A 14,884-nucleotide genomic window follows, 5' to 3' on the forward strand; every position below is an offset into this window, starting at 1 on the left:
TCAACCGGTCCAGCAGAGGTTGTTCAACGTGTTTGGCAAAGTATCCCGGCCTGTTCTCGCAATATCTTTTCTCGCGGTCCTCGCCGGCTGCAACAAGACGCAATCCGGCGGAGCGATCGATGCGGGCGGCAGCGCCACCGCTCCGACGCCAGCCGTCGTCCAGGCGGCATGCCCGCAGGTCGTCCTGCGTGACGGCACAAATGTGTTCACCAGCTACGCCAAGGGTGCCAAAAACGACCCGTCGAAGCTCGTCTACCAAGCCTCTCTTGCCGACACGACGCGCCAATGCGTGCAGAGCGAGAGCGCGATAACCATTACTGTCGTGGTCCAGGGCCGCGTCGTCAGCGGTCCCGCCGGCGGTCCCGGCAAGATCACCATGCCGATTCGCGTGGCTGCGACCGACGACGACAAGACGCTCTATTCCGAGCTGACGCAGCATGCGGTCGAAATTCCTTCGACCGGTTCGGCGCAGTTCGTCTTCACCAAGGCCGACGTGACATTGCCGGCAGGGTCCGGTTCCAACGCCACGGTCTATGTCGGCTTCGACGAAGGTCCGCCGGCAAAGGGCAAGAAAAAGTAAGCTGCGATTGCAGCCTGCAAACAAAAACGCCGGGGCAAGCCCCGGCGTTTCTATTTTATATCGCGCTCTAGCTTATTCAGCCGGAACGCTCTTGCCGCCTTCCCACTTGTAGAGCGAGAAAGCCTGCGAGGTGAGGTCGCCGGCTTCGCCATAGGTCAGCTTGCCGAGCACCGTGTCGATCGCTTCGCCGGACTTGATCGCAGTGGCAACCGCAGTCGCGTCTTCGGCGGAGCCGGCCTTCTCGATGCCAGCCTTCAACACCTGCACGGCGGCGTAGGCGTTGAGAGTGAAGGCTTCGGCCGGAATGTTCTTCGCCTTCAGCGCTTCGACGGCTGGAGCTGATGCCGGGTTGCGGGTCGCGTCGCTGGCGTTGGTGTAGACCGTGCCGGTCGCAGCTTCGCCGCCGATTGCCCAGAATTCCGTGTTCGACAGGCCGTCGCCGCCAAAGATCTGTGCCTTCACGCTCTGATCGTGCATCTGGCGTGCGAGCAGGCCGCCTTCCGGATGGTAGCCACCGAAGTAGACGACATCGACATTCTCGGCCTTCAGGCGGGTGACGATGGCGCTGAAGTCCTTGTCGCCCGGGTTCAGGCCTTCATAGACGACCTCGGTGATGCCGCCTGCGTTGATCGCCTTCTTGAAGCCGTCAGCGAGACCCTTGCCGTAAGGAGCCTTGTCGTGCAGCACGGCGACCTTCTTGTCCTTGAGGTTCTTGACCACATAGGCAGCGGCGACCTCAGCCTGCTGGTCGTCGCGGCCGCAGGTGCGCAGCACGTTCCAGAGGCCGCGGGTGGTGAGGTCAGGCGTCGTTGCCGTCGGCGTCACCATCAGAATGCCGTTCTCGGCGAGAACGTCGGAAGCCGCCATCGAGGTGCCCGAAAGCACCGGGCCGACCACGTAGCGGATGCCTTCGCCAGCCGCCTGGTTGGCAACCGAAACGGCCTGCTTCGGGTCGCCGGCGTCGTCGAGCAGCTTCAGGACGATCTTTTCGCCGTTGATGCCGCCAGCCTTGTTGATCTCTTCAGCGGCCGTTTCCGCCCCGTTCTTCACCTGCTCGCCATAGGCCGCGACCGGGCCGGTGAGCGGCGTGATGACGCCAACGGTGATATCGGCAAAGGCGAGCGGGCCGAAGGCGACGCTGGCCGCCAGGGTCAGGCCAGTCAACATTGAAAGACGCATAGTGTTTCCTCCTAGAAATACCCCTGATGGGGCTTGCTTGATATGGCCCTCGTGCGCGGCTTTTCGAAAACCTGGGAGATTTTCTAGGGGACGCGACGCGACTGCAATGTGTCATCGTGTCCCTCGACGCCTAATTGGACGCCTGCCGTGGTGGCCGAAGGCTTCTTTCCCGCTCCGGCTGAAGGCCGGGGCGAAAGGGGGCAAAATCGGTCGGCCGCGGCGTCTCAGGCTGTCAGCGATTCCGACCATTCGGAAAGTGCTGCGATCACGCCCGGAAGGGCCGTCATGCGCGAGATCACGGTCTCCGCGCCGGCTTCCGTCAGCTTGTCGGCATGCGACGGGAAGGTGTGGGAGCCGCCGGTGAAGCCGACGACGCGCATGCCGGCGGCACGCGCGCCGTGGATACCATGCACCGAGTCCTCGATGACCAGCACCCGCGACGGGTCCACGCCCATCTGCTTGGCACCATGCAGGAAGATGTCCGGCTTCGGCTTGACGCGATCGGGTCCGAGGTCGCGCGCCGAGTAGATGCGCGGGCCGAAGTGGTCCTTGATGCCGACCTTGCCGAGCATCATGGCGAGGCGCGCCGAGGTGGAGTTCGAGCAGATGCAATGGGGCAGGGTGAGCTGCAGCAGCATCGGCTTGACGCCGTCGATGATCTTGACGTCGCGCTCCAGACGTTCGTCGAGAATGGTGTCTACCTTGCCGATCAGCGACGCGGAAAGCGGGATGCTCGCTTCCTTCTCGATCTGCAACAGCGTGTTGTGCCAGGTCATGCCGGCAAAACGCTCAGCCATTTCTTCGACGCTGATCGGATAACCCGCTTCGGTGAGCAGCGCGGCTTCGACTTCCGAAGCGATGATTTCGGAATCGACGAGAACGCCGTCGCAATCAAAAATGATGAGATCGATACCGGACATTTGAAACAGTTCCCTGGGAGAAGAAGGCGCCGCAGGCAGGGGGAGGATAGCTTGCGCGGCGCGGGGCTTTCGTACGCCAGAGCTTTATACGAAGGCGGCCGAAAGCTCAACCTTTGGAAATTATCGAAACCGCTGTTCCGCTTGCTCGACAGTATTGTTTCGCGGCTCTATCTGTAGGCGATGGAAAAGCAACAGGACGACACACTTGCAAGTCGCATCAGCAGGGCACTCGCCGAGAGGATCATCTCCGGCATTTTGATGCCCGGGGAGCGCTTGCGGCAGGATCACATCGCCGAGGAATTCGGCGCGAGCCACGTTCCCGTTCGCGAGGCTTTTCGGCGGCTGGAGGCCCAGGGGCTTGCCGTCAGCGAACCGCGCCGCGGCGTCCGCGTCGCCTCCTTCGATCTCAAGGAGGTGAGGGAGGTTGCGGAGATGCGCGCGGTTCTCGAGGTTCTGGCTCTACGCCATGCGATCCCGCATTTGACGCCGGCGATCCTTGATCGGGCCGAAGCGGCGACGGTCGCCGCCGACACCTCGCGCGACGTGCGCTCCTGGGAAGCGGCGAACCGCGCCTTTCACCGATTGATCCTGCAGCCCTGCGGCATGCCGAGGCTCTTGGCCGCGATCGACGATCTGCATGCGGCAAGCGCCCGTTTTCTCTTCTCTGCCTGGCGCACGAGCTGGGAAGCGCGCACCGACCACGATCACCGCGCGATCCTCGCAGCCTTGCGCGAAGGCCGCGGCGACGAGGCTGCAAAGATCCTGGAACGCCATGTTGGATGGATCGGGAAGACGCCGGTGAGGACAGCGGCCGGCGAAACCCGCGAAGCCTTCTCGATCGTCGGCTAGCAGCAATTCCAGGAAAAGTGTGAGACGGTTTTCCGTCCGGAATTGCGTTAACTACGAAGCAATTCCAGGAAAAGTGTGAAGCGGTTTTCCGTCCGGAATTGCGTCGATTGAGACGCGCAGCCACTACTGCGGGAACAGCTCCGAAAACGCCTTGTCGCCATTGGCCGTAAAGCGGATGGCGCGGCTGTTGGCCTCGCGTTTTGCCCAGCCCTTGTCGATGAACAGCGTCAGCAGCGCTTCGCCCAGAGATCCCGCGAGATGCGAGCGACGCTCGCTCCAGTCGAGACAGGTGCGGCAGATCGGCCGCCGGGATTTTTTCAATGCGGCATAGTCGATGCCGAGCGCCTCGATCCGGCTCTGGCCGGCCGGCGTCAGCGCCAGGTCGTCGCCTTTGACCTCGATCTGCTTCTCGGCAATCAGGCTGTCATACATGCGTACGCCATAGTCGCCGGCGAGATGGTTGTAGCAGACGCGCGCCTTCCGGAGCGCCGGATCCTTAGGGCCTGGTCGATGGCGGTTCATGCCGCGGCTGGCGGCAAAACCCATCAGGTTCTCGAGCATCAGCCCGACTTCGTCTTCCGCGAGTTGGAAATAGCGGTGCCGTCCCTGCTTGCGCTGGGTGAGCAGGCCACCGGCTTCGAGTTTGGAAAGGTGGGAACTGGCGGTCTGCAGCGTGATGCCGGCGTGGGTCGCAAGTTCGGTCGCCGTCAGGGCACGGCCGGCCATCAGCGCCGTCAGCATGTTGGCGCGGGCGGGATCGCCGATCAGCGATCCGATGAGAGCGATGTCAGGACCTTCCTTCATACTTCGATCGTAGTCGAAGCATCCCTATCGAACAAGCGGGCATACTCCACTCATCGAAGGCCCGCAAAATGCCGTGGCCACAAGGAGACGACGATGATCACCTGCTTCATCCGCTACGAAATCGATCCCTTCAAGAAGGAGGAGTTCGCCACCTATTCGCGCAACTGGGGCGAGGCGATCCCGCGCTGCGGCGCTGATCTCATCGGCTATTTCGGACCACACGAGGGTTCGGCGACAACGGCCTACGGGGTCTACAACATCGAGAGCCTCGCGGCTTACGAGGCCTATCGCGCCCGGCTTGCCGCCGATCCGCTCGGCCGAGAGAATTACGCCTTTTCCCGCCGCGAGCGGTTTATCCTGAAGGAGGAGCGAATCTTCCTGAAGAACGTATCTATGCCTGCCGGAGGTAAGTGAAACATGATTGCCGTCATCTTCGAAGTCCTGCCGGCCGAGGGTTGTCGCGACACCTATCTCGGCATTGCCGCCGATCTGCGCCCACTGCTCGACGACATCGATGGTTTCATCTCGATCGAGCGGTTCCAGAGTCTCGCCAATCCCGACAAGGTGCTGTCCCTATCCTTCTGGCGCGACGAGGAGGCGGTGAAGGCTTGGCGGAACGGCGCCGAACATCGCGCTGCGCAGGATGCGGGACGCCATGGCATCTTTGCCGACTATCGCCTGCGCATCGCCTCCGTCATCCGTGATTACGGGCTGAACGAGCGCCGTGAAGCGCCGGCCGACAGCCGCACCTTTCACGACGCCAAATGAAACGCCGCTGCAAAAGTTCTCACTAACATGGCGTGAATACGAACTTTTTCGGAACGGCCTTCAGGCTTTGGTAACCATCTTCGGTAACCATAAGCTCCATAGTCCGTTCCGAGTAAGCGTATTTGCGAGTTGTCCATGTCTTCAGTTGTTTCGCTTGCCGAAGTCTCCCGTTCCACCCGCCCGCTGGGCTGGCTCGACAGCATCATCAAGGGTGACTGCGTTGCGGCGCTCAATGCGCTTCCCGACAATTCTGTCGACGTCGTTTTCGCCGACCCGCCCTACAACCTCCAGCTCGGCGGCATGCTGACCCGTCCCGATCAGTCGGTGGTCGATGCCGTCGATGACGAATGGGATCAGTTCGCCTCCTTCGAGGCCTATGACGCCTTCACCCGCGCCTGGCTGCTCGCCTGCCGCCGCGTGCTGAAGCCGACCGGCACGCTCTGGGTCATCGGCTCCTACCACAACATCTTCCGCGTCGGCGCCATCCTGCAGGACCTGCACTTCTGGATCCTCAACGATATCATCTGGCGCAAGACCAACCCGATGCCGAACTTCAAGGGTCGCCGGTTCCAGAACGCCCATGAAACGCTGATCTGGGCGACGCCGAACGCAAATGCCAAGGGCTACACCTTCAACTACGATGCGATGAAGGCGGCCAATGACGACGTGCAGATGCGCTCCGACTGGCTGTTTCCGATCTGCTCCGGTCACGAGCGCCTGAAGGGCGACGACGGCAAGAAGGTGCATCCGACGCAGAAGCCAGAAGCACTGCTCGCCCGTATCCTCATGGCCTCCACCAAGCCTGGCGACGTCGTGCTCGATCCCTTCTTCGGCTCCGGCACGACCGGTGCCGTCGCCAAGCGCCTCGGCCGCCATTTCGTCGGCATCGAGCGCGAGCAGGATTATATCGACGCGGCATCGGCACGCATCGACGCGGTCGAACCGCTCGGCAAGGCCATGCTGTCGGTGATGACCGGCAAGAAGGCCGAACCGCGTGTCGCCTTCAACACGCTGATCGAAAGCGGGCTGATCAAGCCCGGCACGGTGCTCACGGACGCCAAGCGCCGCTACAGCGCGATCGTCCGCGCCGACGGCACGGTCGCTTCCGGCGGCGAGGCCGGCTCAATTCACCGCCTGGGCGCCAAGGTCCAGGGGCTTGATGCATGCAACGGATGGACATTCTGGCACTTCGAAGACGGGAACACCCTGAAGCCCATCGACGAACTCAGAACCGTCATTCGAAATGATCTGGCAAAGCTGAACTGATCAACCAGTTCGCCGGATCCTTCGAAAAGCGCTCCGACCGGTTTTTGTACCTTCAGTCCCGGAAGGAGTGCTTTAAATGCCCGGAATCCTCGAAAAGGGGATTCCGGGCATTTGTATGTTTCCGGTACGCTTGCCGGGTTGATGCGATAGGCAACGAAGCTTCGCCTGATTGCCAGTCCTTGCGTCCGGAAATAGGGTTCGGAGAAACCAGTCTTCACCCGAACATGGGGTTCCTTCCGCATGACCTCTCCCGATCGACTCAAGCGCGTGAAGCAATGGGCGCGTCAAATCAAACGCGACGTCGTAGCACTCTGGTTCGCTGCACGAGATCCTCGAACGCCGCTTTCAGCGAAATTCGTTGCCGGCGCCGTGGCGGCCTATGCGCTGTCGCCGGTCGACTTGATCCCCGATTTCATTCCGGTGCTCGGCTACCTTGATGATCTGGTCATCGTTCCGCTCGGCATCCTGTTGGCGGTGCGTCTCGTGCCGCCGGCGCTGATGCACGAATTTCGGGAGCGGGCGACGGCACAGGAGGGGCGCCCGTCCAGCCGCGGCGGTCTGGTCGCGATCCTATGCATCTGGCTGGTGGTCGCAGCGCTTGCTGGCTGGGTGGTGTGGCGCATGGTTTCGGCCGAAAGCTGACGATACCGCAACTTAGCTGGCCATCGGCTGGTTTTCGGCGAGACGGCCTGCGTCAGGGATGGATGCCGTAGGCGACGAGGTCGGCCTTCAGTTTCTCCGGATCGACGAAGTGTACCGCATGCCAGCCGGCGAGCCGTGCGGCTTCGACATTCGGCACGCTGTCGTCGATGAAGAGCGTGGCCGAGGGGGTAAGCCCGAAGGTGCGGGTGTGCGTCTCGTAGATGGCAATATCGGGTTTGATTAGCTTCACGTCGCCCGAAACCGTGACGCCGCGCGGCAATGTCAGGAAGGGATAGAGCTGCTGGGCCTCACGGAACGTATCAGAGGCGAAATTGGTCAGCATGGTCACGTCGCGCCCTTCGGCGATCAGCCGCTCCAGCAGCGAGACCGTTTCGACATAGGCGTGCGGCACCATCTCCTGCCAATACTTGCGGAACGCACGGATCTGCTCTTCGCGTTCCGGATGGTCTTTGATCAAAAGCGCTTCGGCTTCCTCCCAGGGGCGGCCACGGTCCTGCTCGATGTTCCAGTCATGGGTGCAGACATTGGCGAAGAACCATTCGCGCTCGGCCTCGTCCGGAATGATGCGGCTATAGGGCAGGTTGGGGTCATAGTGGATCAGCACCTTGCCGATGTCGAAGACGATATGGCGGATATCGATGCTGCTCATAGCTGCATTCCTTGCTCGATCTTTCAGCCTTCAGCCTTGAAGGCGTCAGGGATCGCCTGGGTGATCGCCTTTTTCATGACCGTCGGCAGCGCCTGGGCCCCGAGGGAGTGAACGGGTTCCCACCAGCCGTCGCCCTCCGCTCCGGCGCGCGCGACATTGGCGCGGTAGACGGAGAGACGCAACTCGAAATGTGTGAAGACGTGGCTGATGGTTCCGCAGTCTTCCCAGGGCGCAACGAAGGGTTGGGAGGCGAGCGAGGTGTCGCCGTCCTGTCGCGATGTCCAGTCGGTGCCGGGTACCTCGGTCATGCCGCCAAGAAGGCCGGTTTCGACCCGCTTGCGCAGATAGACGGCATTGTCGGCATCGATCGCGACGAAGGCCGCGCCGCGCCGAAGTGGCTTTTCTTTCTTCTGCGCCTTGCGCGGAAAGGTCTCGGGATCGGCAACCGAGAGTGCGCGACAGTGCGCACGGAAGGGACAGAGCGAGCAGGCAGGCCGCTTCGGCGTGCAGATCGTCGCGCCGAGGTCCATCATCGCCTGGGCGAAATCGCCCGGACGATCATCAGGCGTGAGGATGGCGACGCGCGCCCGCATTTCGGGCTTCGCTGCCGGCAGGGGCGCTTCGATCGCATAGAGGCGCGAGATCACCCGCTCGACATTTCCGTCGAGTACGGCGCTCTTGCGATTGAAGGCAATCGCCGCGATCGCGGCTGCGGTGTAATCGCCGATGCCCGGAAGGGATTTCAGCCCGTCTTCCGTGTCGGGAAAACGGCCACCGTGACTGTTCGCGACGGCTTCGGCACATTTCTTCAGGTTGCGGGCACGGGCATAATAGCCGAGCCCGGCCCAGGCCTTCATCACGTCCTCGTTCTCGGCGCGCGCCAGGTCCTCGACTGTCGGCCACAGCGACAGGAACTTCTCGAAATAGGCCTTCACTGCCTGGACCGTCGTCTGCTGCAGCATGACCTCCGACAGCCAGACGTGATAGGGATCGGCAACGATCCCTCGGCTCGCCATAGGCGGAGAGACCCGCCAGGGCAGGTCGCGGTGGTGCCTGTCGTACCATTCCAAAAGTAGGGGAGCGGCGTCGGCCGCTGGGATTGAATCGTGCATGATTTGCCGGGAGTTCTCTTTCCGGCCTATACTTGGCGAAGCGGAGCCGCGGCATCAAGGCTCAATCGACGTTGCATACAGAAAGTCGCTTTCGTGAGTGAGCAGAAGCCCCGCAAGGGTGTCGTCCAGATCAGCGAAGTCGCCAACGGCCTGATCGACCCCGTCCTCGCCAAGCGGGCAGGCATCAACACCATGCTGCTCGGCTCCTGGGACGAAATTGCCGGGGAAGGCTTCGCCGATTGCACGCGGCCGGAGAAGATCGCCTGGCCGCGCCGCGCCTCGGAAATCTCGGGTGAGGGCGGCTACCAGCCGGGCGTGTTGACGGTCGCTTGTGAAGGCGCACGTGCGCTCTTCCTGACCCATGCCCAGGGCGAACTGATCCAGCGCATCAACGGTTTCTTCGGTTTCTATGCCATCGGCCAACTGCGCATCGTTCAGAAGCCCGTGTCGCCGCAGCACAAACACCGTGGCAAGCCGAAGCCACTTTCGGGCGAGCCCGCGCGCCGGCTGGAAGCGATGGTCGAGGGCATAGAGAGCGAAGAACTGAAGGCGGCTTTGCGTCGGCTTGGGACGGCCGTGCTCGCGCCGCGTCGGCGGTAGGGCCATCAGCCGGTCACAATTCTTTGAATTCTGTTGACGACCGGCCACTTGCCGCCCCGCGCGCAGCAAGATATCGAATCCACACCATAAATCCCTCCGAACACGGGTCAAATTCATGTCCGCTTCCGCAATGAACCTTACGAAACGCCTGCTCAGCGGTGCCGCCATCGCAACCGTCGCCCTGGTGCTTGCTGCCTGCAGCGACGAAAAGAAGGAAACGGCATCAACCGCGCCGACCGAGGCGAGCGAGACGGCGGCAAATCCCGCTACGGACGCCATCACCACGGCATCGACGGCCGCGGCCCCTGCAAGCACCGAAGCAAAGCCGGCTGCAGGCACCGAAGTCGCCCAGTCGACCGCCGCTCCCGTGAAGGTCGAGCTTCCTTCTTCGGAAGGCTCGGTCGATCAGGCAAAGCTGCTCGAGCCGGGCGTCCTGCCGGAAATGGCGCTGGGCGAAGCCAATGCGCCGGTCACCATCGTCGAATACATGTCGATGACCTGCCCGCACTGCGCGGCCTTCCACAACAACACGTTCGAAGCGATCAAGACGAAGTACATCGACAGCGGCAAGGTCCGCTTCATCGTGCGCGAATTCCCGTTCGATCCGCGCGCGGCCGCCGCCTTCATGCTGGCGCGTTGCGCGCCGGAAGGCCAGTATTTCCCGATGATCTCCATGCTCTTCAAGCAGCAGCAGCAGTGGGCCGCGGCCCAGAACGGCCGTGATGCGCTGCTGCAAATGTCCAAACTCGCCGGTTTTACACAGGAGAGCTTCGAGGCCTGCTTGACGAACCAAAAACTTCTGGATGATGTGAACTCTGTCATGCAGCGGGGCGCAAAGGATTTCGGCGTACAGTCGACGCCGACCTTCTTCGTCAATGGTGAGCACTATTCGGGGGACATGTCGGTTGACGTTATGTCGGCCCTCATCGACAGCAAGCTCTGATCCTTCGCTTTTCCTGAAAACGGGCGACGGCAGCAGCCGCGCGCCCGTTTTTTTCGTTTCGCGGCGCTGTAGAGGGGGGTATCTCGTCGCCCCAGCGTCGCCCGCATGAAGTTCAACAAGCTCCGCCTGCTTGGCTTCAAATCCTTCGTCGAACCGACCGAGTTCATCATCGAGCGGGGCCTGACCGGCGTCGTAGGACCGAATGGTTGCGGCAAGTCGAACCTCGTCGAAGCGCTGCGCTGGGTGATGGGGGAAAACTCCTACAAGAACATGCGCGCCTCCGGCATGGACGACGTGATCTTTTCCGGATCCGGCAACCGTCCGGCGCGCAACACGGCGGAAGTCGGCCTCTATCTCGACAACGGCGATCGCACGGCACCGGCCGCTTTCAACGACAGTGACGAGATTCAGGTGACGCGCCGCATCGAGCGCGAACAGGGCTCCGTCTACCGCATCAACGGCAAGGAGGCGCGCGCCAAGGATGTGCAGCTCCTCTTTGCCGACGCCTCCACGGGCGCGCGCTCGCCGTCGATGGTCGGGCAGGGGCGTATCGGCGAGCTGATCGCCGCCAAACCGCAGGCGCGTCGGCAACTCCTCGAAGAAGCAGCCGGCATTTCCGGACTGCACTCGCGCCGCCATGAGGCGGAACTGCGCCTCCGGGCAGCGGAAACCAACCTTGAACGCCTCGACGACGTAACCTCGCAGCTCGAAAGCCAGATCGAGAGCCTCAAGCGCCAGTCGCGTCAGGCCAATCGCTTCAAGATGCTTTCGGCCGATATCCGCAAGCACGAGGCGATCCTGTTCCATATCCGCTGGGTGCACGCCAAGGAGGCGGAGGCCGAGGCGACGAGCCAGCTCAATCAGATCACGGCGCTGGTCGCGGAAAAGGCGCAAGCGCAGATGCAGGCGGCGAAGGATCAGGCGATTGCCAGCCTGAAGCTGCCGGAGTTGCGCGAGAACGAGGCGCGGTTCGCCGCCGCCTTGCAACGCCTGCAGATCGCCCGCTCGCAGCTTGAAGAGGATGCCGGCCGTATCCTCAGGCGGCGCGACGAGTTGCAGCGCCGTCTGGCGCAGCTTGCCGAAGACATCGCCCGCGAAGAGAGGCTTGTCGTCGACAATGCCGGCATCCTGGCGCGGCTCGACGAAGAAGAAGCCGAACTCAGCGACATGCTGGCCGAGGCCGATGACCGTGCGACGGAAGCACGCGAGCGGCTGGAAGAGGCGAACGAAAAGCTTGCCGGCAACGAAGCGCTGTTGGCGCGGCTGACGGCCGAACGTGCCGAGGCACAGGCCGGTCGCAACCAGCTCGAGCGCACGCTGCGCGATCTCTCGGAGCGCCAGGCCCGGCTTGCGTGTCAGCTCGCCGATCAGTCGCGCGATCTCGACGAGCTAAACCGGCAGATGGCCGCACTTCCCGATCCGCATGAGAAACAGGGCCAAGTCGAGGTTGCCGAGGCCGCGCTCGAAGAAGCGGAAATCAATGTGCTTGCGATCGAGGAGGCTCTGGCAGAGGCGCGCCGCGCCGAGGTCGAGGCGCGTCCGCCTGTTGATCGTTCACGCGCTACTCTCAACGGCATCGAAACCGAAGCGCGCACGATCCGGCGGATGCTGGAAGCGGCATCGGGCGGCACCTATCCCGCCGTCGTCGAGGAGATGAAGGTCGACCGAGGCTTCGAAATCGCGCTCGGCGCAGCCCTTGGCGACGATCTCGATTCACCGCTCGAAACGGACGCGCCGGCCCATTGGCGCGCCCCGGGAGATCATGCCGGCGACGCCGGCCTGCCGGAGGGCGTTACGTCGCTGATTGCGCACGTGAAAGCACCGGATGCGCTGACCCGCGCGCTGAAGCAGATTGGCATTGTCGCAAGCGAAGCGGACGCGGAACGGCTGCTGCCGCTGTTGAAGCCAGGCCAGAGCCTCGTCACCAAGCAGGGCTCCGTCTGGCGCTGGGACGGGCACGTGACCGGCTCCGAGGCGCCGAGTGCGGCCGCCCTGCGACTGGCCCAGAAGAACCGGCTGGCAGAACTCGATGCCGAAGCCGAGGGCGCAGCAGAGGCGCTGCGCCGCGCCGAGGCCGAACTTGCGGCCGCCGGTACACGCATCCACGCCGAAGACGAAAGACTGCGGCTTGCGCGCGATGCGCAGCGCATGATCACGCGGCAGCTAGCTGAAGCCCGTGACGCCCTTGCTGCCGCCGAGCGCGCCTCCGGCGATCTTGCTCGCCGCCGTGCGGTGTTGGCGGAAACGCGCAGCCAGATCGAGGTCCAGGTCGAGGAAGTGGCCGAGCAGATCGAGACGGCCAACGACGCACTGGCGGATGCTCCCGATCTTTCGGAGCTGGAACTGAAACTGCGCACGCAGACCGCCGACGTCGCTGCCGATCGTGCAGCAGTTGCCGAGGCCCGTGCCGCCCATGACGGCCTGGCGCGCGAGAACGAGGCCCGCCAGCGACGCATCACCGCGATAGCCAACGAGCGCCAGACCTGGAAGGCGCGCGCCGCGAGCGCCGAGGAACATATCGCCACGCTACGTGACCGCGAGGCCGAGGCTCGCGACGAAGTGGAAGAACTGATCGACGCGCCCGACGAGTTCGATGACAAGCGCCGTGCGTTGATGAACGAATTGCAGAAGGCAGAAGCGGCACGGCGCGAGGCGGCTGACCTTCTCGCCGAGGCCGAAAATCACCAGCGCGAGGCGGATCGGCTGGCGGCGACGGCGCTCTCCGAGCTGGCGGAATCGCGCGAGAAGCGTGGCCGCGCAGAGGAGCGGCTGGTTTCGGCCCGTGAGCGCCGTGTCGAAATCGAAGCGCGCATCCAGGAAGCGCTCTCCTGTGCGCCGCACGAGGTGATGCGCCTGACCGGGCTCGCTGTCGATGCGGCGTTGCCGGACATGCGCAACATCGAGCGCGAACTCGAACGGCTGAAGATCGAACGCGAACGGCTTGGCGCCGTCAACCTGCGCGCAGAAGAGGAGCAGAAGGAGCTTTCCGAAAAGCTTGCTCTTCTCCTTAGGGAGCGCGACGACGTCATCGAGGCGATCCGCAAGCTCAGGAGCGCCATCCAGAACCTGAACCGCGAGGGCCGCGAGCGCCTGATCGCCGCGTTTGATGTGGTCAACGTGCAGTTCCAGCGGCTCTTCACCCACCTCTTCGGCGGCGGCACCGCCGAGCTGCAACTGATCGAGAGCGACGATCCGCTGGAGGCAGGCCTGGAAATCCTCGCTCGCCCGCCGGGCAAGAAGCCGCAGACCATGACGCTGCTTTCGGGCGGTGAGCAGGCGCTGACGGCGATGGCGCTGATCTTTGCGGTATTCCTCACCAATCCGGCGCCGATCTGCGTGCTCGACGAAGTGGATGCACCGCTCGACGATCACAATGTCGAGCGCTACTGCAACCTGATGGACGAGATGGCGGCCTCGACCGAGACCCGCTTCATCATCATCACCCACAACCCGATCACCATGGCCCGCATGAACCGCCTCTTCGGCGTGACCATGGCCGAGCAGGGCGTGTCCCAACTCGTCTCCGTCGACCTGCAGACGGCAGAGCGGTTGAGGGAAGTGGTGTAGCCACTCACTCGAATTCGGTGATGAACCCCGGCACCGGCCGCAATGCATCGCGCGCTCCCCAGGTATCGATGTAGGCGGCCAGGGGGACTTTGTTTGCGCGATATGCCGCATATAGCGTCGCAGCGCCTGCCTTCTCCGGCGGTCGCCTGAACCACCTGCTGTAGGTGACAACGGCGCCCGTCACCCAGGTCCATGCGTCGCCGATGCCGTTCTCGTTGACGAGCCCGAGCCAGGGTCCGACGCGGCGATGTTCCCCGCCTTCGAACAGGCTGTTGAAGAACCTGGCGTCCGTGTTTACCAGCGAGGCGACGAACGCATTTTCGTCACTGGATTCAATCGTGGCAAGGTGACCGCCGCAGCGTTCGGCAGTCGCCTTGGCTTCCTGCCAGCTGATCTGCTGCGCATTGTAGGCGGCCGCGTAGAGGCGCCCGTCGAACATGCCGTAGGTCAAGGACAACGGCGACAGGCAACGCACCATGGCCACCACTGCCGCATCCTCAAGCCCCTCGAGATCGGCGGCATCATAGCGGCGTGCGATTGCAGCCGAGAGGATTTGGTGGTCGACGCGAGCAAATCCCAGGCCCAGGGCGGCGCTGGTCTCCTGGTCGAGAAATCCGGATTGCGTCAGACCGCGGGCTGTCTGAAACGAGGTTACCGCCCGGCGCGTCTGGCCACCGAAGGTCCCGTCTGTCTGGCCCGTATCGAACCCTTCGCTGCGCAATGCCTCTTGCGCGCTTGAACGCTTTTCCCTGCTGTCGAACACCTTTTGCTCCTGCGCCATCGCTACCAATGGCGACCGCAGGTCGTCAATTGCTCCGAGACGCCGAACGGATTGGCGGGCTGCGTCGGCGTAGCTGCCGCTGCCATGTTTGGCGATGAAGCGTTTCCAGGTTCGAATGGTGTCGACACGCATCGCCTTGCCAAAGTCGAGCGCGGCGAGATCCACGGTGGTCGCCGCCGAATGGGCAGGCTCGCTAACGGCTG

At 63.2% G+C, this 14,884-nt stretch carries 15 protein-coding genes; 9 read left to right on the plus strand and 6 right to left on the minus strand.

From position 1 onward, the window contains the following. Positions 1 to 28: 28 nt before the first annotated feature. Entirely contained in the window at positions 29 to 580 is a 552-nt protein-coding gene (locus BLU35_RS02675; RefSeq protein ID WP_057251086.1) for a hypothetical protein, read from the plus strand. A gap of 72 nt (positions 581 to 652) precedes the next feature. Here BLU35_RS02675 and BLU35_RS02680 read toward each other — a convergent pair whose 3' ends face one another. Both BLU35_RS02680 and BLU35_RS02685 read right to left on the minus strand, forming a co-directional pair. After that, positions 653 to 1,759 carry an ABC transporter substrate-binding protein gene (locus BLU35_RS02680; RefSeq protein ID WP_057250656.1) on the minus strand — a complete coding sequence of 369 codons (1,107 nt, stop codon included), beginning with the start codon at positions 1,757 to 1,759 and terminating at the stop codon, positions 653 to 655. A gap of 224 nt (positions 1,760 to 1,983) precedes the next feature. Beyond that, a complete protein-coding gene (locus BLU35_RS02685; protein WP_057250653.1) occupies positions 1,984 to 2,679 on the minus strand; it encodes an HAD family hydrolase in 696 nt (231 codons plus the stop codon). 180 nt (positions 2,680 to 2,859) lie between these two features. On the opposite strand from BLU35_RS02685, the gene BLU35_RS02690 reads away from it, so the two are divergent. Continuing rightward, positions 2,860 to 3,528 (plus strand): GntR family transcriptional regulator, encoded by a 669-nt coding sequence (locus BLU35_RS02690; RefSeq protein WP_057250651.1) that lies wholly within the window; start codon positions 2,860 to 2,862, stop codon positions 3,526 to 3,528. Positions 3,529 to 3,651: 123 nt separating this feature from the next. Here the strand turns inward: BLU35_RS02690 and BLU35_RS02695 are convergent, their stop codons facing one another. After that, positions 3,652 to 4,332, minus strand: a complete 681-nt coding sequence (locus BLU35_RS02695) for an ArsR/SmtB family transcription factor (RefSeq protein WP_057250649.1) — start codon at positions 4,330 to 4,332, stop codon at positions 3,652 to 3,654. Positions 4,333 to 4,425: 93 nt separating this feature from the next. On the opposite strand from BLU35_RS02695, the gene BLU35_RS02700 reads away from it, so the two are divergent. The 4 genes from BLU35_RS02700 (at position 4,426) to BLU35_RS02715 (ending at position 7,008) form a co-directional block, all read left to right on the plus strand. Beyond that, the gene (locus BLU35_RS02700; RefSeq protein ID WP_057250647.1) at positions 4,426 to 4,746 is read left to right on the plus strand and encodes an NIPSNAP family protein; all 321 of its coding nucleotides are present in this window, start codon (positions 4,426 to 4,428) and stop codon (positions 4,744 to 4,746) included. Positions 4,747 to 4,749: 3 nt separating this feature from the next. Beyond that, a complete protein-coding gene (locus BLU35_RS02705; RefSeq protein ID WP_057250645.1) occupies positions 4,750 to 5,100 on the plus strand; it encodes an antibiotic biosynthesis monooxygenase family protein in 351 nt (116 codons plus the stop codon). A gap of 135 nt (positions 5,101 to 5,235) precedes the next feature. Then, on the plus strand, positions 5,236 to 6,366 hold the full coding sequence (locus BLU35_RS02710) for a site-specific DNA-methyltransferase (protein ID WP_057250643.1): 1,131 nt from the start codon (positions 5,236 to 5,238) through the stop codon (positions 6,364 to 6,366). Between the two features lie 240 nt (positions 6,367 to 6,606). Continuing rightward, positions 6,607 to 7,008: a YkvA family protein gene (locus tag BLU35_RS02715; protein ID WP_057250641.1), complete on the plus strand. Its 402-nt coding sequence runs from the start codon at positions 6,607 to 6,609 to the stop codon at positions 7,006 to 7,008. A gap of 52 nt (positions 7,009 to 7,060) precedes the next feature. Here BLU35_RS02715 and BLU35_RS02720 read toward each other — a convergent pair whose 3' ends face one another. Then, entirely contained in the window at positions 7,061 to 7,678 is a 618-nt protein-coding gene (locus BLU35_RS02720; protein WP_057250639.1) for an HAD family hydrolase, read from the minus strand. 23 nt (positions 7,679 to 7,701) lie between these two features. Then, on the minus strand, positions 7,702 to 8,790 hold the full coding sequence (gene mutY / locus BLU35_RS02725) for an A/G-specific adenine glycosylase (protein ID WP_093232078.1): 1,089 nt from the start codon (positions 8,788 to 8,790) through the stop codon (positions 7,702 to 7,704). A 93-nt stretch (positions 8,791 to 8,883) separates the two neighbouring features. On the opposite strand from mutY, the gene BLU35_RS02730 reads away from it, so the two are divergent. The 3 genes from BLU35_RS02730 to smc all read left to right on the plus strand — a co-directional run bounded on the left by BLU35_RS02730 (position 8,884) and on the right by smc (position 13,900). Beyond that, complete coding sequence (locus tag BLU35_RS02730) at positions 8,884 to 9,390, plus strand: DUF721 domain-containing protein (protein WP_057250635.1); 507 nt, start codon at positions 8,884 to 8,886, stop codon at positions 9,388 to 9,390. 115 nt (positions 9,391 to 9,505) lie between these two features. Then, positions 9,506 to 10,333, plus strand: coding sequence for a DsbA family protein (locus BLU35_RS02735; RefSeq protein ID WP_058320367.1), 828 nt, complete (start codon positions 9,506 to 9,508; stop codon positions 10,331 to 10,333). 105 nt (positions 10,334 to 10,438) lie between these two features. Further along, positions 10,439 to 13,900: a chromosome segregation protein SMC gene (gene smc / locus BLU35_RS02740; protein WP_093232079.1), complete on the plus strand. Its 3,462-nt coding sequence runs from the start codon at positions 10,439 to 10,441 to the stop codon at positions 13,898 to 13,900. A gap of 4 nt (positions 13,901 to 13,904) precedes the next feature. Here the strand turns inward: smc and BLU35_RS02745 are convergent, their stop codons facing one another. Next, the gene (locus tag BLU35_RS02745; RefSeq protein ID WP_143032882.1) at positions 13,905 to 14,846 is read right to left on the minus strand and encodes a peptidoglycan-binding protein; all 942 of its coding nucleotides are present in this window, start codon (positions 14,844 to 14,846) and stop codon (positions 13,905 to 13,907) included. Between the last annotated feature and the right edge of the window lie 38 nt (positions 14,847 to 14,884).

Source organism: Sinorhizobium sp. NFACC03, from assembly GCF_900103435.1.
Taxonomy (GTDB): Bacteria; Pseudomonadota; Alphaproteobacteria; order Rhizobiales; family Rhizobiaceae; genus Ensifer.